At 66.2% G+C, this 17150-nt stretch carries 20 protein-coding genes; 14 read left to right on the top strand and 6 right to left on the bottom strand.

Going from position 1 to position 17150, the window contains the following annotated elements; translation table 11 throughout:
- Positions 1-31: 31 nt before the first annotated feature.
- The gene (locus tag U1738_RS15035; protein ID WP_332789866.1) at positions 32-1228 is read left to right on the top strand and encodes an acetyl-CoA C-acyltransferase; all 1197 of its coding nucleotides are present in this window, start codon (positions 32-34) and stop codon (positions 1226-1228) included.
- A 333-nt stretch (positions 1229-1561) separates the two neighbouring features.
- On the opposite strand, the gene groL is transcribed toward U1738_RS15035, so the two are convergent.
- The 3 genes from groL to U1738_RS15050 all read right to left on the bottom strand — a co-directional run bounded on the left by groL (position 1562) and on the right by U1738_RS15050 (position 5169).
- Entirely contained in the window at positions 1562-3208 is a 1647-nt protein-coding gene (groL, locus tag U1738_RS15040) for a chaperonin GroEL (RefSeq protein WP_332789867.1), read from the bottom strand.
- 119 nt (positions 3209-3327) lie between these two features.
- The gene (groES, locus tag U1738_RS15045) at positions 3328-3615 is read right to left on the bottom strand and encodes a co-chaperone GroES (RefSeq protein WP_332789868.1); all 288 of its coding nucleotides are present in this window, start codon (positions 3613-3615) and stop codon (positions 3328-3330) included.
- 135 nt (positions 3616-3750) lie between these two features.
- Positions 3751-5169, bottom strand: a complete 1419-nt coding sequence (locus U1738_RS15050) for an MATE family efflux transporter (protein WP_332789869.1) — start codon at positions 5167-5169, stop codon at positions 3751-3753.
- A 214-nt stretch (positions 5170-5383) separates the two neighbouring features.
- Here U1738_RS15050 and sppA point away from each other — a divergent pair, with 214 nt between their 5' ends.
- From sppA to U1738_RS15070, 4 genes are all read left to right on the top strand, one after another.
- Positions 5384-7288, top strand: coding sequence for a signal peptide peptidase SppA (gene sppA, locus U1738_RS15055; RefSeq protein WP_332789870.1), 1905 nt, complete (start codon positions 5384-5386; stop codon positions 7286-7288).
- Positions 7285-7845, top strand: coding sequence for a GNAT family N-acetyltransferase (locus U1738_RS15060; protein ID WP_332789871.1), 561 nt, complete (start codon positions 7285-7287; stop codon positions 7843-7845). The genes sppA and U1738_RS15060 overlap by 4 nt, the downstream gene beginning before the upstream one ends.
- Before the next feature lie 89 nt (positions 7846-7934).
- Positions 7935-8189, top strand: a complete 255-nt coding sequence (locus tag U1738_RS15065; protein WP_332789872.1) for a hypothetical protein — start codon at positions 7935-7937, stop codon at positions 8187-8189.
- 1 nt (position 8190) lies between these two features.
- Positions 8191-8646, top strand: a complete 456-nt coding sequence (locus tag U1738_RS15070) for a GNAT family N-acetyltransferase (protein ID WP_443027032.1) — start codon at positions 8191-8193, stop codon at positions 8644-8646.
- Positions 8647-8658: 12 nt separating this feature from the next.
- On the opposite strand, the gene U1738_RS15075 is transcribed toward U1738_RS15070, so the two are convergent.
- Both U1738_RS15075 and U1738_RS15080 read right to left on the bottom strand, forming a co-directional pair.
- Positions 8659-9357, bottom strand: coding sequence for a hypothetical protein (locus U1738_RS15075; RefSeq protein ID WP_332789873.1), 699 nt, complete (start codon positions 9355-9357; stop codon positions 8659-8661).
- A gap of 81 nt (positions 9358-9438) precedes the next feature.
- A complete protein-coding gene (locus U1738_RS15080) occupies positions 9439-10068 on the bottom strand; it encodes a trimeric intracellular cation channel family protein (protein ID WP_332789874.1) in 630 nt (209 codons plus the stop codon).
- Positions 10069-10752: 684 nt separating this feature from the next.
- Here U1738_RS15080 and U1738_RS15085 point away from each other — a divergent pair.
- Positions 10753-11181 (top strand): OsmC family protein, encoded by a 429-nt coding sequence (locus U1738_RS15085; protein ID WP_332789875.1) that lies wholly within the window; start codon positions 10753-10755, stop codon positions 11179-11181.
- A 113-nt stretch (positions 11182-11294) separates the two neighbouring features.
- On the top strand, positions 11295-11891 hold the full coding sequence (locus U1738_RS15090) for a glycine zipper 2TM domain-containing protein (RefSeq protein WP_332789876.1): 597 nt from the start codon (positions 11295-11297) through the stop codon (positions 11889-11891).
- A 64-nt stretch (positions 11892-11955) separates the two neighbouring features.
- Here U1738_RS15090 and U1738_RS15095 read toward each other — a convergent pair whose 3' ends face one another.
- Positions 11956-12177: a hypothetical protein gene (locus U1738_RS15095; RefSeq protein ID WP_332789877.1), complete on the bottom strand. Its 222-nt coding sequence runs from the start codon at positions 12175-12177 to the stop codon at positions 11956-11958.
- Positions 12178-12402: 225 nt separating this feature from the next.
- On the opposite strand from U1738_RS15095, the gene U1738_RS15100 reads away from it, so the two are divergent.
- From U1738_RS15100 to U1738_RS15130, 7 genes are all read left to right on the top strand, one after another.
- Positions 12403-13170: a hypothetical protein gene (locus U1738_RS15100; protein ID WP_332789878.1), complete on the top strand. Its 768-nt coding sequence runs from the start codon at positions 12403-12405 to the stop codon at positions 13168-13170.
- Between the two features lie 211 nt (positions 13171-13381).
- On the top strand, positions 13382-13759 hold the full coding sequence (crcB, locus tag U1738_RS15105; RefSeq protein ID WP_332789879.1) for a fluoride efflux transporter CrcB: 378 nt from the start codon (positions 13382-13384) through the stop codon (positions 13757-13759).
- Positions 13756-14958, top strand: a complete 1203-nt coding sequence (locus U1738_RS15110) for an RluA family pseudouridine synthase (protein ID WP_332789880.1) — start codon at positions 13756-13758, stop codon at positions 14956-14958. Before crcB ends, U1738_RS15110 begins: the two co-directional genes overlap by 4 nt.
- Positions 14958-15560, top strand: a complete 603-nt coding sequence (locus U1738_RS15115) for an FMN-binding negative transcriptional regulator (protein ID WP_332789881.1) — start codon at positions 14958-14960, stop codon at positions 15558-15560. Before U1738_RS15110 ends, U1738_RS15115 begins: the two co-directional genes overlap by 1 nt.
- A complete protein-coding gene (locus U1738_RS15120) occupies positions 15557-16225 on the top strand; it encodes an HAD-IA family hydrolase (RefSeq protein ID WP_332789882.1) in 669 nt (222 codons plus the stop codon). Before U1738_RS15115 ends, U1738_RS15120 begins: the two co-directional genes overlap by 4 nt.
- Positions 16226-16237: 12 nt before the next feature.
- Complete coding sequence (locus U1738_RS15125) at positions 16238-16459, top strand: hypothetical protein (RefSeq protein WP_332789883.1); 222 nt, start codon at positions 16238-16240, stop codon at positions 16457-16459.
- A gap of 5 nt (positions 16460-16464) precedes the next feature.
- Complete coding sequence (locus U1738_RS15130) at positions 16465-17148, top strand: ATP12 family chaperone protein (protein WP_332789884.1); 684 nt, start codon at positions 16465-16467, stop codon at positions 17146-17148.
- The last annotated feature ends 2 nt before the right edge of the window (positions 17149-17150 follow it).

Genomic DNA, 17150 nt, shown 5'->3' on the forward strand with positions numbered 1-17150 from the left:
GCCGCTCCGAAACAACGGAGAGGTCTGTTCCATGCGTGAAGCCGCCATCGTCGCCACTGCCCGCACACCGATCGGCAAGGCCTATCGCGGCGCGTTCAACATCACCGAAGCGCCCGTGCTGGCCGGCCATGTGATGAACGCGGCGGTCGAGCGCGCCGGGATCGATCCGGCGCGGATCGACGAGATCTTCTGGGGCGTCGGCGGGCAGTTCGGCACGCAGGGCGGGAACGCCGGGCGGATGGCGGTGTTCGCCGCGAACCTGCCGCAGAGCGTGCCGGCGTTCACGCTCGACCGGAAATGCGGCTCCGGGCTGACGGCGGTGGCGCTCGCCGCGCGCTCGATCATCTGCGACGAGATGGATGTCGCGCTGGCCGGTGGCATGGAATCGATCAGCCTGACGGTGACCAAGGAAACGCCGCGCTACGTCAACCAGTCGGTGATCGCCAACGAGCCGGCGGCCTATATTCCGATGATCGAGACCGCCGAGATCGTTGCGCTCCGCTACGGCATCAGTCGCGAGGCGCAGGACGCGTACGGCGCGCAGAGCCAGCAACGGGCGGTCGCCGGGCTGAAGGCCGGCGCGTTCGCGGAGGAGATCGCGCCGATCACGGTGGAGAAGGCGATCTTCGACAAGGCCGGCACGCAGACCGGCACCGAGATGGTCACGCTCAGCCAGGACGAGGGTATCCGCGACGGGACGACCGCCGAGGGGCTGGCCGGGCTGAAGACGGTATGGCCGGGTGGTGAGTTCACCGGGCCGGGGAGCAACATCACCGCCGGCAATGCCAGCCAGCTGTCGGACGGCGCATCGGCGCAGATCCTGATGGACCGCAAGACGGCGGAGGCCGAGGGCAAGCAGATCCTGGGCATCTATCGCGGCTTCCAGGCCGCCGGGTGCGGGCCGGAGGAAATGGGCATCGGGCCGGTGTTCGCGATTCCCAAGTTGCTCGATCGCGCCGGGCTCTCGGTGGCGGATATCGGGCTGTGGGAATTGAACGAGGCGTTCGCGTCGCAATGCCTGTATTGCCGCGATCACCTTGGCATCGATCCCGAGAAGTACAACGTCAATGGCGGCGCGATCGCGGTCGGGCATCCATTTGGGATGACGGGATCGCGGCTGGTTGGTCATGCGCTGATCGAGGGCAAGAAGCGCGGGGTGCGGTTCGTGGTGGTGTCTATGTGTACGGCTGGTGGGATGGGCGCAGCTGGATTGTTTGAGATCGTTTGAGCGCGGAGCCGGAGCGCATACCTCCATCCCGTTCGTGCTGAGCTCGTCGAAGCACCGTACCGAGCCTCGAGTGCTTCACTTGCGGAACGAAGAACGGCCCTTCGACAAGCTCAGGGCGAACGGATTGAGTGGGTGAGATGAAAAGGGCCGGGGATTGCTCCCCGGCCCTTTCTTTTTGGTCCAGCCTTGAGGGCTAGGTCGGTTCGGATCCTTGGCCTGACGCGGGCAAAGCCCGCGTCTTTCGTCGGACAGGGCTGACAGCATTGCCGCCAGCCCGCCGGCCGGATCGGAACGAGTCCTGATTTAGCTCGCGCTAAATCAGGCCGTTCTCGATCAGAAATCCATACCGCCCATGCCGCCCATGCCGCCGCCGCCGCCCATCGGCATTGCCGGCTTGTCTTCCGGCAGCTCGGACACCGCGGCTTCCGTCGTGATGAGCAGGCCGGCGACCGAAGCCGCGTTCTGGAGTGCGGTGCGGACGACCTTGGTCGGGTCGATCACGCCGGCTGCCACCAGATCCTCGTACACGTCGGTCGAGGCGTTGAAGCCGTACGACGTATTGTCCTGATCGAGCAGCTTGCCCGAAACGACCGCGCCATCATGGCCGGCGTTCTGAGCGATCTGGCGAACGAGCGACGTCAGCGACTTGCGGACGATGTCGATGCCGCGCGTCTGGTCTTCGTTGGCACCGGTCATGCCGTCGAGCGCCTTGGTCGCGTACAGCAAAGCCGTGCCGCCACCGGGGACGATGCCCTCTTCGACCGCTGCGCGGGTTGCGTGCAGCGCGTCGTCGACGCGGTCCTTGCGCTCCTTCACTTCGACTTCCGAAGCACCGCCGACCTTAATCACGGCAACGCCGCCGGCGAGCTTCGCGAGACGCTCCTGGAGCTTCTCCTTGTCATAGTCGCTGGTCGTGTTCTCGATCTGCTGACGGATCGCATCGGTGCGGCCCTTGATCGCATCGGCTTCACCCGCACCGTCGATGATGGTGGTGTTGTCCTTGTCGATCGTGACGCGCTTGGCGGTGCCGAGCATGCCGACGGTCACCGACTCGAGCTTGATGCCGAGGTCTTCCGAGATCATCTCGCCCTTGGTCAGGATCGCGATGTCTTCCAGCATCGCCTTGCGACGATCGCCGAAGCCCGGTGCCTTGACCGCTGCGACCTTCAAGCCGCCGCGCAGCTTGTTGACGACGAGCGTGGCCAGAGCCTCACCCTCGATGTCCTCGGCGATGATCAGGAGCGGACGGCCCGACTGGACGACGGCTTCCAGGATCGGGAGCATCGCTTGCAGGTTCGACAGCTTCTTCTCGTGGATCAGGATGTACGGATCGTTCAGTTCGACCGTCATCTTCTCCGGGTTCGTGATGAAGTACGGCGACAGATAGCCGCGGTCGAACTGCATGCCTTCGACGACGTCCAGCTCGAAATCGAGACCCTTGGCTTCCTCGACGGTGATCACGCCTTCCTTGCCGACGCGCTCCATCGCTTCGGCGATCTTCTCGCCGACGACGGTGTCGCCATTAGCCGAGATGATGCCGACCTGTGCGACTTCGGCGGTGCCGGAGACGGGCTTCGAACGCGACTTCACGTCCTCGATCACCTTGATCACGGCAAGATCGATGCCGCGCTTCAGGTCCATCGGGTTCATGCCGGCGGCAACCGACTTCATGCCTTCGCGGACGATCGCCTGCGCCAGAACGGTCGCGGTGGTCGTGCCGTCGCCGGCCACGTCGTTGGTCTTCGAGGCGACTTCGCGCACCATCTGCGCGCCCATGTTCTCGAACTTGTCCTTGAGCTCGATTTCCTTGGCGACGGTGACGCCGTCCTTGGTGATGCGCGGTGCGCCATAGCTCTTGTCGATCACGACGTTGCGGCCCTTCGGCCCCAAAGTCACCTTCACCGCGTCGGCGAGGATGTCCACGCCGCGCAGAATACGCTCGCGTGCGTCACGCGAAAATTTTACGTCCTTGGCTGCCATGTTGGCTATTCCTTTATCTCGTCACCCCGGCGGAGGCCGGGGGCGCTATGTTTCGTTCGGAACTGCGGTTGCGCACTCGCAACCCAGCGGTCCCGGCCTGCGCCGGGACGACGGATCAATCAGCCGACGATCCCCAGGATGTCGGATTCTTTCATGATCAGCAGGTCTTCACCGTCGATCTTCACTTCGGTGCCGGACCATTTGCCGAACAGGATCTTGTCGCCGGCCTTGACGTCCAGCGGAGTGATCGTGCCGTCTTCGCCCTTGGCGCCGGTGCCGACGGAGACAACTTCGCCTTCCTGCGGCTTTTCCTTGGCGGTTTCCGGAATGATGATCCCGCCTGCCGTCTTCTCTTCCGCCTCTACCCGGCGGACGAGGACGCGGTCATGCAATGGACGAAAGCTCATGCGTGCCAATCCTTCTTAGTTCGTGGTCTTAAAATCGTTGTTAGCACTCAACCAAGTCGAGTGCCAGCACGGCGCATATGTGGTGGCCGTAGCGGTACGTCAACGCCCCTAGCGATCAAAAATGACAGGTGCGCTTCACGATCGGACGGCGGGTGCCGGAAGCAGGCCGAGCCGTGCCCGCATCGACCAGCGCCACACCAATAATGCCGAGACGACCGCCAGCCCGATCGCGAGGCCGATCCAGATGCCGATCCCCTGCCAGTGCAGCCCGAAGCCGAGCCAGAGGCACGCGCCGAAGCCGACCACCCAATAGCCGAACGCGGCGATGACCATCGGCATACGCGTATCCTGCAGCCCGCGCAGCACGCCCGCCGCCACGGTCTGACCGCCATCGAACAGTTGGAAGAGCGCGGCGATGACGAGATATTGCAGCGCCAGCGCGACGAGCGGCGCGTTGGCCGGCGCATCGACATCGATATACAGGCCGAGCGCGAGGCGCGGAAACGCCCAGAGCAGGCTGGCCGTGACGCCCATAAAGCCGATGCCGACGCCCAATGCGACCCACCCTGCCCGCGCGATCCAGCGGCGATCGGCCGCGCCATACGCCATGCCGACCCGGATCGTGGCGGCCTGCGCGACGCCGAACGGCACCTGAAACGCGATCGCCGCGATCTGAAGTGCGAGCGCGTGGGCCCCGACCTGTTCGACGCCGATCAGCCCCATCAGGAAGCCGGCGGTGCTGAACAACGCACCCTCCAGCGTGAAGATCAACGCGATCGGGATGCCGAGCTTCACGATCTCGCGCAGGCGACTCCATTCGCTGCGCCACCAGTTTCCGAACAGGCGGTAACGGCGGATCTTGGGATCGAGGATCAGGATCAGCGCGTAGGCGAGCATCATCGCCACGCTGGTGATGACGCTGGAGATCGCGGAGCCTTCCAGGCCGAGCGCGGGAAAGCCGCCATGGCCGAACACCAGCAGCCAATTGCCGAGCAGATTGACCGCCAGCGCCAGCGCGGTGATCGCCGTCGCCCAGCCGGGCCGGCCCAGCGCCGAGGCGGTGACGCGCATCGCGGCGCTGGCGACGGCGGGGATCATCGCGAACAGCAGGATGTGCAGGAACGCGCCGGCCCGCGCCGCCACAACCGGATCCTGATCGGCGAGCAGCATCAGCCGTTCGCCCTGCGACAGCAAAGCGACGAACGGCAATGTCGCCAGCACCGACAGCCACATCGCCATGCGGAACGAGCGTCGCACCTGCCGCACCGCGTGGCGGCGCGCGCCCAGTTCGGCGGCGATCACCGGCGCGCACGCCCCGACCAGCCCGGACAGCGCCCACATCGCAACCGAATAGAGATAGACGCCGAGCGTGGCGGCGGCGAGTTCGACCGGCCCCAGCCGCGCGACGAAGATCACGTCGATCGCATAGACTGCCATCTGCAACAGATTCGCGGCCGCAAGCGGAACGGCGAGGCGCAACAGCGCGCGCAGTTCGTCGCCTGCCGTGGCCGGGGGCGGGCCAGTGAGGGCCGGAATGGCGATGGGCGCGTCCATGGGTGGCGGGGCTTAGCCGGATGCGGGCGGTTCGTCACGCGGCGGACGAACATCGCCAGACAATTGCCGTCATCCTGAACTCGTTTCAGGATGACGGAGCTTTTGGTACGCCGGTCGCGCTATGCGGCCGGACGCGTATTGCTGAAACGACACACGTCGCGCTAAGGCTGTGCGGGACGGCGGCCGATGGGGCGGCACGCGAGGAGACTGGCCTGTGAAACTCGTTCGGGGCGCGTGGAAGATTCTGGTCGGGATCAAGGACGCGCTGGTGCTTGCCGTGATGCTGCTGTTCTTCGGCCTGCTGTTCGCCGGCCTGAACGCGCGACCCAGCCCGGCGTCGATCAAGGACGGCGCGCTGGTGCTCGACCTGAACGGCCAGATCGTCGAACAGCCGAGCGAGAGCGATCCGTTCGCGGCGCTCGGCGGCAGCGCCCCGGTGCGCGAATACCGGCTGCGCGATGTCGTTCGCCTGCTCGACAAGGCGAAGACCGACGACCGGGTGAAGGTGGTGGTGCTCGATCTGGACTCCTTCGTCGGCGGATACCCGGCGGCGTTGACCGAAGTGGCCGACGCGATCCGCGCGGTACGCGACGGCGTTGGAGGTAAGGGGGGCAAGCCGGTGCTGGCCTATGCCACCGCCTATACCGATTCCGGCTACCGCCTCGCGTCGAGCGCGACCGAGATCTGGATGAATCCGATGGGCGGCACGTTGTTCAGCGGCCCCGGCGGATCGCAGCTTTACTATAAGGGCCTGATCGACAAGCTCGGCGTCAACGCGCACATCTACCGCGTCGGCAAGTACAAGTCGTTCGTCGAACCCTATACCCGCGCCGATCAGTCGCCCGAGGCGAAGGAAGCGAGCCATGCACTGCAAAGCGTGATCTTCGCGCAGTGGAAGGATCAGGTGTCCAAGGCGCGGCCTAAGGCCAAGTTCGAGCCGATGCTGACCACGCCCGACGCCGTGATCACGGCGGCCGGCGGCGACATCGCCAAGGCCAATTTGCAATCCGGCATCGTCGACAAGCTGGCCGAGCGGATCGAGTTCGACAAACGCGTCGGGCAGATCGTGGGCACCGACGCGAAGAAGCCGGCGGGCAATTTCAACACGATCAAATACGACACCTATCTCGCCGCCAATCCGCTGCCCAAGAGCGGCGATGCGATCGGCGTGCTGACGGTGGCGGGCGAGATTGTCGACGGCAAGGCGAAGGCCGGCACGGCAGGCGGCGACACGATCGCCAAGGCGATGCTGGATGGCCTGTCCAAGAACAAGCTGAAGGCGCTGGTGGTGCGGGTCGATTCGCCCGGCGGTTCGGCGCTGGCATCCGAGAAGATCCGTCGCGCGATCTTCGAGGCCAAGCAGCAGGGCCTGCCGGTCGTCATATCGATGGGTTCGGTCGCCGCATCGGGCGGCTATTGGGTTTCGACCGCCGGTGACATGATCTTTGCCGAACCGACCACGATCACCGGTTCGATCGGCATCTTCGGCATCATCCCGACGTTCGAGAACACGCTCGCCAAGATCGGCGTGACCAGCGACGGGGTGAAATCCACGCCGCTGTCGGGCCAGCCGGACATCTATGCCGGCACGAATGCCGAGACCGATCGGCTGCTCCAGTCCGCGATCGAACACGGTTATGCGCAGTTCATCGATCGCGTTTCCAAGGCGCGCAAGATGACGCCCGAGCGCGTCAACGAGATCGCGCAGGGCCGCGTGTGGGACGGCGGGACGGCGCGGCAGATCGGGCTGGTCGATCGCTTCGGCGGTCTGAACGACGCGATCGCCGAGGCGGCGAAGCGCGCCAAACTCGATCCGGCCAAGGTACAGGCGGTGTATCTGGAAAAGGAGCCGGGCTGGCTGGCCAAATTCGCCGCGCAATTCGCCGGCAGCGGTGACGACGATACGACGGGAGGCGACGTGTTCGCGCGCATCTCGGCCGATCACAAGGCGGTGCTGGCCCGCGCGCTGGGCGACATGCAGCGCCTGACCCGCGCCTCCTCGATCCAGGCACGCTGTTTGGAATGCGGCGGCATGGGTCCGGTCGCGGCACCGGCGCAGGGCGATCTGACCCTGCTCGACATGCTGATCGCGAAGTTCGCCGGGACGATCGGCGCGTGATCGCGATCCGCGCGGCGCGGCCCGAGGATGCCGCCGCCATCGCCGCGATCTACGCACCCTATGTGCTGACCGGCACCGTCTCGTTCGAGAGCGACGCGCCGGACGCGCGCCAGATGCGTACGCGCATGGCCGCGTCGGATGGGCTGTATCCGTGGATCGTGGCGACCAACGGCGATGCGGACGGCGGCATACTGGCCTATGCCTATGCAACGAAGTTCCGCGACCGGCCGGCCTATAAATATGTCGTGGAGACATCGATTTACGCCAGCGGCATGGTGCAAGGTCAAGGCACCGGACGGCTGCTGTACGAGGCGCTGATCGATACGCTGCGGCAGCAGGGCTTCACCCAGGCGATCGGCGTGATCTCGTTGCCGAACGAGGCGTCAATCTCGCTGCACGAGGCGGTCGGGTTCCGGCGGCAGGGCGTGTATCGCGAGATCGGCTATAAGAACGGCCGCTGGATCGATGTCGGCTTCTGGCAGTGCGAACTCAACCGATCCACCACCCCGCCGACCGAGCCCAAGCCGTTCAGCGCCGTGGGCGTGATCCGGGCGTGACGACACTTGCCCGCGCAGTAATCGACACGCCGACCATTCCGACAGCTTTACGCGATGGCGCCGACGTGCCGGCTCGGCTACGCAATCATATGGGTGATCTGGATCGATTGGTACCGTCGGGCATAATCGAGCAGTGGGTCTACCATCTGCGCCGCCAGCGGTCGCGCGCCGCCGACGCGATCTGGCTCATGGATCAGGGCTATACGATGCATGACGGCCAGCACGGCGTCCCGACCGAAGACGCGACGGCGCGGTGGCGGGCGGAACAGGAAACCGTGATCGCCGAAGTCAGCGCGCTGCTGGTGCTGTACGACAATATCAATTTGGGCCAGGCCGACGACTGAGATGCTGGCGATCCGGCAGGACGATCCGACCGCGCCATATGTCGCGGACCTGCTGGCTCATCACCTCAACGAGTTGCAGGACGCGATGGGCGATTTCGCCTTCACGCTGGACGCATCGGGCCTGTCGGCGCGCGATGTCACGTTCTGGACGGCGTGGCAGGGCAATATGCTGGCGGGCTTTGCCGCGCTCAAGCAGCTCGAGGCCGATCACGGCGAGGTGAAGTCGATGCGGGCTGCCCCTGCGGCGCGCGGGACCGGGGTGGGACGCGCCCTGCTGGAACATATCGTCGCCGAGGCGCAAGCGCGAAACTATCGCCGGCTGAGCCTGGAGACGGGCACCGCGCCGCTCCACGCCCCGGCGATCGCGCTATATCGCAAGGCTGGTTTCGAAAGCTGCGCGGCGTTCGCCGATTACCCGACCGGCCCGCACAACCAGTTTTTCACGCTGGCATTGTGACCCGGCCCGGGATCAGTCGCTGACGGTCCAGCCGAGCCGCGGTTCGCGACCCTTGACCGGCTGAGCGGCTTTCAGCGCCTGTTGATATCTCGTCTGGGGATCGGACGATTCCACAACGCCGGTGCGCCCGACGATCGCGATCGACGCGTAAGGCGCATCGGGCAAGGCGCGCGACTGGGCCAGGCGGGTTTGGGCGGGAAGCGATACGGGCCGCGCCGGCAGCACCGCGCCGATGCCGGGGCCGGAATAGAAGACCTGCCGGCCATAACGATCGACATGATGCGCGACGGCCACCCCCGGCTGCGCGCCGCCCGTTCCGCCTACCGCGCGCAGCAACTGGCGTACGTCGGCGGTCGAGCAGGTATAGGGGCGTTTTGAAAGGCACGCGGCGGGCGGAGTGGCGCTGCGGCTGGGGCGCGCATAGAGCGTCGCGGAATTGAGGCCGGAGCTGCGCGTTTCCGATCCGCCGAGCAGCTCGACATAGGCGAAGCCCAGTTGATCGGCGAGTTCGGCGGCGCGATAGACCGCCATGTCGATCGCCTCGCCGGAGCGGACGCCCGCGACGATCCGGTACGTGCCGTCCTTCTGCAGGCTATCCTTGAAACCGACGCCGTCCCACGCGTTCATCGGGCCGTAGAATGGCGGCTCGGCGGCGAAGGCGGCGGACGATTGGACGGCGACGAAAAACAGCAGGCAATGCAGCGGACGCATGATCGATTCTCCCTGAACCCGGACGGGCTATCAGCCTGCGGTTAAAGCGGGCTGACGGGGCGCGGTTAACAATTCCGTGCCTTACCGCCGCCCGCGATAGGCCGGCAGCGCGAGGCGGTAGTGGATCGCCGCTGCCCGGAGCGCGAAACCGGCGGTGGCCGCTATGCCGGCCGCCACCGAGACCGGCGCGCCGAGCAGGAACAGGGTGACGTAGAGTGCGGATGCCAGCGCGCCGGCCGTCACGTACAATTCCGGGCGCATCAGGATCGAGGGTTCGCCGGCCAGCACATCGCGGATGATGCCGCCGACGCACGCCGTCACCACGCCCATCAGGAATGCGGGCACGGGCGGGATGCCGTAGCCCAGCGCCTTGGCCGCGCCGAAAACGGCATAGGCGGCGAGGCCGACCGCATCGAACCAGTCGAGCGCCGCACCCTTCCACCAGCGTTCCGGCGTCGCCCAGATCGCGAATGCCACGATTAGGCACACCGCCGCCGGGCGGCTGTCGTGAATCCAGAACACCGGCGCGCCGATCAACAAATCGCGCACCGTTCCGCCGCCGACCCCGGTGATCAGCGCGAAGAAGGCGAGCGTGACCATCGTCTGCCCGCGCTTGGCGGCAGCGAGCCCGCCCGACGCGGCGAACACGGCGAGGCCGGCCATATCGAGCCATGGGGCGAATTCGGGGATGACGTGCGCGACGGGAATCATAGCGGGCGGGTCTAGCGGGTTTGGTGGCGGAGCGACATTCCCAGGCTACCGAAACGCAAAAAGGGGCCGGCATTGCTGCCGACCCCTCTGTCGCCCCGGTTCCGGTTCGCGCTGTCCATCCTTCAGGGGGATGGCCAGCAGGTTCGTTCGCCCGGGCGGCACGCTTTGCCCTCGACCGCGAAGCGGCGTCCGGCAGAGCGGTTCGGTCACCGGAAGCGAGGGCGACGCGCCATGCGACACGTCGGCAACCCCGGATCCCCGGTGGCCTGCAACGGCGCGCGACCAAGATCGCTCACCATTGCCTTTGGCCTGTTTCGGTGCCTGCCAAGCGGTCTTTCCCGAAGGAACGACCGCTTGACCAGCTCATCCGCAAACCGACGCCTTCCTGTCCGCGGGGACACTCCGGGCGCTTGCCTCGACACGGGCGGTTTGCCTTGCGGCCACCAGCCCTTGCCTCAGCATAACCTGCTGATGTTCCTTGCAGTTTTCTGCAATTCCCGTCTGCCGGCTACCCATGGATGGTGTCACCCAATGCGAGTCGCACCAATGGTGAAACGACGTGACGCCGCTGTGGATAACGTGGATATCGTGGAGAAGTTCGGCCGGAAGCCTGCACCTGAAACGGGGCTTTATGAACCAACCGCCCGGCCTCGCGTTACCCGGCCACACCACAGGAGAAACACGATGACGACGCGCAAGGGTTCCGCCCGCTACGAAGGCCTGGGCAAGGACGGCAAGGGCCATGTCTCGACCCAGTCGGGCGTGCTGAACGACAGCCCTTACGGCTTCAACACGCGGTTCGAGGATGAGCCGGGCACCAACCCGGAAGAACTGATCGCGGCGGCGCATGCGAGTTGCTTCACGATGGCGCTGAGCTTCGCGCTGGCCAAAGCAGGCTTCAGCGACGGCACGCTGGAGACGAATGCGAAGATCACGCTCGACCAGAAGGATAACGGATTCGTCATCACCAAATCCGAGCTCGACCTGAAGGCGACGGTGCCGGGGATCGATGCCGACCAGTTCGCCGAGATCGCCGCCGATGCCAAGGCGAATTGCCCGGTATCCAAGGTGCTGAACGCGGAAGTCTCGCTGACGCACACGCTGAACGGCTGACGCGAGCGACCTGTCGGGCGGGTGAATGGGCGGTAGTTTGCGGTTCACGCAACCCCCACCCCCGCCCGATGGTTCTTCCTTCACCTGATCTCAAAGAAGAAGCGAGAAAGACGATGCGTATCACTCTGCTTGCCGCAGCCATCGCGGCCACCGTTCTGCCGACCATTCCGCTAATGGCACCCGCCGCCGCGCAGTCCGTTCAGGGCGCAAACCGCGACTATCGCGACGAAGTCCGCGATGCGAAGCGCGATTATCGCCGCGACGTGCGTCGGGCGGACTCGCCGCGCGACGTGCGCAACGCACGTGAGGATTATCGCGACAATGTGCGTGACGCGCGGCAGGATCGCCGTGGCGATATCCGCAATGCGCGCCAGGACAATCGCGATTGGCGGCAGTACCGCAATTACGATTACAACCGTTTCGAAGGCGGACAGCGGACCTATTACGCCGACCGCTATTATCGCGATGGCCGCTATTACCAGCCGCGCCAACTGGGCCGTAACGACCGCATCTATCGCGGCGGCAACGGACAATATTATTGCCGCCGCAACGACGGCACGACCGGCCTGATCGTCGGCGGTTTGGCGGGCGGCGTGCTCGGCAACGTATTGTCGAACGGCCGTTCGAGCACGCTCGGCACCTTGCTTGGTGCAGGCGCGGGTGCGGCGCTGGGATCGTCGATCGATCGCGGCAACGTGCGCTGCCGCTAAGGGTGTAGCCCTCAAAGGAACCGAGGCCCCGGCGATCGTATCGCCGGGGCCTTTTCATTTGGGATCAGAAGAAACCACCGCCGAGCGACAGGCGGATCGCGGCGACGATCAGCACCGCAATATTGAGGTTGCGGCCCGAATTGTGGCTCGACAGCGCGCCGATCGCGAGACCGATCACGCCGATGAACACGGCCATCCAGTTGAGCCAGCCGAGCAGCGGGATGAGCCCTGGGATCGCGAAGATCAGGGCGACGAGACCGACGAGGATCGAAAGAATGTTAAGCATGTGTGTTACATATGCGCTACACTTTCGGTGCGCAAGGGGCGAAGTGTCGGCGATCTGAGTGTCCCCGTCATCCTCGCGTAGGCGAGGATCCCGCTTCTTCTACTTGGTGCGGGGCAAGGCAGCGGGATCCCCGCCTTCGCGGGGATGACGGGAGGTGGGTGGCGATTGCCAACGCTATCTTAACCGCTCCTACGGCATGGCGTACGCCACGTTCGGGAGTTTTCGATGGTCCGCCTGTTCCCACTGAGCCTTGCTCTGATCCTGCCCGTGGCGCTGGCCGCGTGCGGCGGTGCCGAACCGACACGCAATCTCGATACGCTGGATGCGGAACTGACCGACGGCAATGCCAGCGGCAATACACGCGATCCGGCGATGATGGCGGCGTTGCAGGACCAGATCATGGTCGATCCCGCACTGGCGGCGCAAGCGAACACCGATGCGGTGCGCCCTCCGGCCCGGCCCTATTCGGGCGCATTGCCGGCCGATGGCATCGCCGCATCGGGCAAGACCGCGAGTGCGACGACCGGTGCCGCGACTAGCGAGAAACTGAAATCCACCCCGGCGGCCAAAGGCGATTGCCCCGGCTGCAAGGCGGCGCGCGAATCGTTGACGCTGGGGGCGCTGGCGTCACGACAGAAGGGCGGCGCATCGTGCGCGGGCAACCTGCGATATTCGACGCGCTGGGCGCAGCGCCTGCCGCGCGACCTGCCGCTCTATCCAGATGCGCGCGTCACCGAGGCGGCGGGCAACGATTCCGGGGGCTGTGCGATCCGCGCGGTGAGCTTCGCGAGTTCGGCACCGCTGCAGAAGGTGCTGGATTATTACTACACCCGCGCATCGAACGCGGGATATTCGGCCGAGCATCAGGCCGATAATGGCGAGCATGTGCTGGGCGGTACGCGCAAGAGCGACGACGGCGCGTTCGCGGTGTTTCTTACTAGCCGCGGCGATGGCGGGACGGATGTGGATATCGTGGCGAACCGGGGGGTTTGAGTCTTCCTTCTGGCCCCAAAAATCATCGCGCTTCCCCGGCGAAGGCCGGGGCCCAGTTGCGAAGGTCCATGTAAAGACGCGCAGCGCCCGATCATTTCTGTGTCCCGACTGGGCCCCGGCCTTCGCCGGGGAGGCAGTGAAATAGGGTAAGCTCCTGTTCCCAATTCACGCGAGGTTCTCTTTCCGCCCTATCCGCGCTAACGCGGGCGGCATGTATTCCCTCTTCCTTGTCATGGCCGGCGGCGCGGTCGGTTCGGGTGCGCGGTATTTGACCGGGCGCGCGATGGTTTCGCTGTTCGGTCCCGATTTCCCCTGGGGCACGCTGACCGTGAATCTGATTGGCGGGCTCCTGATGGGTGCGCTCGTCGGCACGCTGGCCCGCACTGCAGGATCGGGCGAGCAATGGCGGCTGCTGATCGGCGTCGGCGTGCTCGGCGGCTTCACCACCTTTTCGGCCTTTTCGCTCGATACCGTGTCGATGCTTCAGCGTGGCGAGATCGGCACCGCCGGGGCCTATGTGCTGGCCTCGGTCATCGGATCGTGTGCCGCTGTGTTCGCCGGCCTTACCCTTACGAGAATTGCAGCATGAGCGACCAGGACGTCCGCACCTTCAAGGTCGGAGCCGATGACGACGGCATCCGGCTCGATCGCTGGTTCAAGCGCAATTTGCCCGACACCAGCTTCACCAATGTGGCGATGTGGGCGCGCACCGGGCAATTGCGCGTCGATGGCGCGCGCGCGACGCCGGGCGACCGCGTGACCGTCGGCCAGCTGATCCGCGTGCCGCCGGCCGAGGCGGTGCGCGAGGATGCGCCGAAGAAGAAGGAGCGCGTCGAGCTTTCCGACGAGCAGAACACCTACATCCGCGAGATGGTGATCCACCGCGATGCGCAGGCGATCGTCATCAACAAGCCGCCGGGCCTCGCCACGCAGGGCGGGACCAAGACGACCGAGCATGTCGACGGTCTGCTCGACGGGCTGGAATTCGATGGCGAGAGCAGGCCGAAGCTGGTGCACCGGCTCGACAAGGATACGAGCGGCGCGCTGCTGATCGCGCGCACGACGCGCGCGGCGGCGTATTTCGCCAAGACCTTTTCCTCGCGCACCGCGCGCAAGACCTATTGGGCTCTGGTCGTCGGCGTGCCCTCGATCGAGGACGGCACGATCGAACTGCCGATCGCCAAGCAGCCGGGCAGCGGCGGCGAGAAGATGCATGTCGACGAGAAGGAAGGTTCGCCCGCCCGCACGCGATACCGCGTGATCGAGATGGCGGGCACGACCACTGCTTGGCTGGAACTGATCCCCTATACCGGGCGCACGCATCAGTTGCGCGTGCATCTGGCCGCGATCGGCCACCCGATCGTCGGCGATGGCAAATATGGCGGGCAGGCCGCGTTCCTCACCGGCAATATCAGCCGCAAGATGCATCTGCATTCGCGCCGCATCCGGGTCGATCATCCCGATGGGGGCGAGATCGACGTTCAGGCCGAACTGCCGCCGCATTTCGCCGAGAGTTTGAAGCAGCTTGGTTTCGACGAGATGCTTGGCAACACGATGCCGCTCGAAACGCCTCCTCCGCCGAGCAAGGCGGTGAAGAAGCAGCAGGCGAAGCAGCACGCGAAGACCGTGCGCAAGGAGCGCAAGGGCGAACGGCGCAACCGCGGCAGCGAAGCGGCGACCACGCGTCCGGGGGCTGGTGCCAGGAAGCCGGGGGCGAAGACGCTCGGGGCCAAGAAGCCCGGGCCCAAGAAGCACGCGCCCAAGCCGGGGCCGAAGCCCAAGGCCTGATGCATCCGAACGCCGCCTTTCGCTGGGAAGACCGGGCGGCGATGCGCGAGCTCGTCTCCGCGCTCGGCTTCGGGGCCGTGTTCGCCGCCACGCCGGACGGGCCACGGGTCGCGCATGTGCCGGTGGTGTGGCTCGATGACGACACGCTCGGCTGTCACATCGCGCGCGGCAACGGGATCGCGCGGCATCTGGACGGCGCGACCGCCCTGTTCGTGGCGCAGGGGCCGGACGGCTATATCAGCCCGGACTGGTACGGTCTGGGGCCGGATCAAGTGCCGACCTGGAATTACGTCGCGGTAGAACTGGAAGGCACGATGCGGCGGATGGACGACGCGGGATTGATCGATCAGCTCGACCGCCTTTCCGCCGAACATGAGGCCAAGCTTACCCCGAAAGCACCGTGGACGCGCGACAAGATGAACGCGAAGGTGTTCGGGCAGATGACCCGCGCGATCGTCGGTTATCGGCTGGAGATCCAGGGCTGGCGTGGCACGCGCAAGCTGGGGCAGACCAAGCCCGAGGCGGCGCGGCTGGCGGCGGCGGACGGCGCGGAGGCGGCCGGGCGGCGCGCGATCGCGCATCTGATGCGGACATTCACATGAACAAGCTCGCACTATTCGATTGCGACGGCACGCTCGTCGATAGCCAAGCGAACATCTGTGCTGCGGTCGAGGAAGCATTCGCGCTGCACGGCATGGCGATCCCGGAGCGCGCGGCGATCCGGCGCATCGTCGGGCTCAGCCTGGTCGAGGCGATGCGCGGGCTGTTGCCGGACGCCGGCGAGGCGCAACACCGCGCGATGGCCGAGGATTATAAGCTGGCGTTCCAGCGGATGCGGGCGACCGGGGCACTGGCGGACGAACCTTTGTTCGAAGATATGCTCCCCACGCTGGACGCGCTCGAGGCCGATGGCTGGGTGCTGGGCGTGGCGACGGGCAAGTCGGATCGCGGGCTGGCGCATGTGCTGGACCTGCACGGCATCCGGCAGCGCTTCGTCACGTTGCAGACCGCCGATCGCCACCCGTCCAAGCCGCATCCGTCGATGATCGAACTGGCCATGGCCGAAGCGGGTGCCGCGCCGGAGACCACGGTGATGATCGGCGACACCAGTTACGACATGATGATGGGCCGCAATGCTGGCACGCGCGCGCTGGGCGTGGCGTGGGGGTATCATCCGCCAGCGGAATTGCTGGCGTCCGGCGCGCATGCGGTGGCGGAAAGCGTCGCCGATCTGCCGGGGCTGATGGCGCCCCGCGCGACGGCATAGTAAGGGCGAGCCATGACCGACCCCGACACCACCGCCCGCAACCGTTATTTCGCGATCGTCGCCAGCCGGATCGTCGCCGCGGCCGGGGCGGTGTTCGGTCTGGTGATGCTGTCGCGCGGGGTGGCGCTGGAGCAGAAGATCCTGGGCACGGCGATCGTGATTTCGGCAATGGTGGTGATGGCGGTGGTGCCGGCGGCGCTGGCGCGGCGCTGGCGCACGCCGCCACAGGGCTGAGCGCGATGAAGCGATTCTGGACGGACGTGACGGTCGATGCCGGTGGTGTCGTGGCGCTGGACGGCAAGCCGGTGCGCACGCCCGGCCGCGTGCCGCTGGCCCTGCTCTTCCCGGCCTTGGCCGAGGCTGTGGCGGGCGAATGGCGCGCGGTTGAGGGCGAGATCGATCCGCGCGCGATGCCGATGACCGGCCTGTCCAACGCCGCGATCGATCGCATCGCGCCGGACGTGCCCGCCTTCGCCGCCAGCCTGGCGACGTTCGGGGAGAGCGACCTGCTCTGCTACCGCGCGCCCGAACCGCCGGCCCTGGTCGCGCGACAGGCGCAATTGTGGGATCCGCTGATCGCCTGGGCCACCACGCGCTACGATGTCACGTTCGAGATAGTCCATGGCATCATGCATCGCTCGCAACCGGCGGCGACCGTCGCGCGACTGGGCGAGGCGATGGCGGCACGATCGGCGTGGGAGCTGGCCGGACTGTCCCCGATCGTGACGATCGGCGGATCGCTGATCGCCGCGCTGGCGCTGATCGAGGATGCGGCGACGGCGGAAACGGTGTGGCGCGCGGTCGAGGCTGATGAGGATTGGCAGACCGAGCAATGGGGCCGCGACGAAGTGTCGATCGCCGCGCTCGAATCGCGGCGGCGCGATTTCTTCGCCGGTGCGCGTTTTCTCGACCTGCTGGGCTGATC

The organism is Parasphingomonas caseinilytica, assembly GCF_036663755.1.
Classification (GTDB): domain Bacteria; phylum Pseudomonadota; class Alphaproteobacteria; order Sphingomonadales; family Sphingomonadaceae; genus Sphingomonas.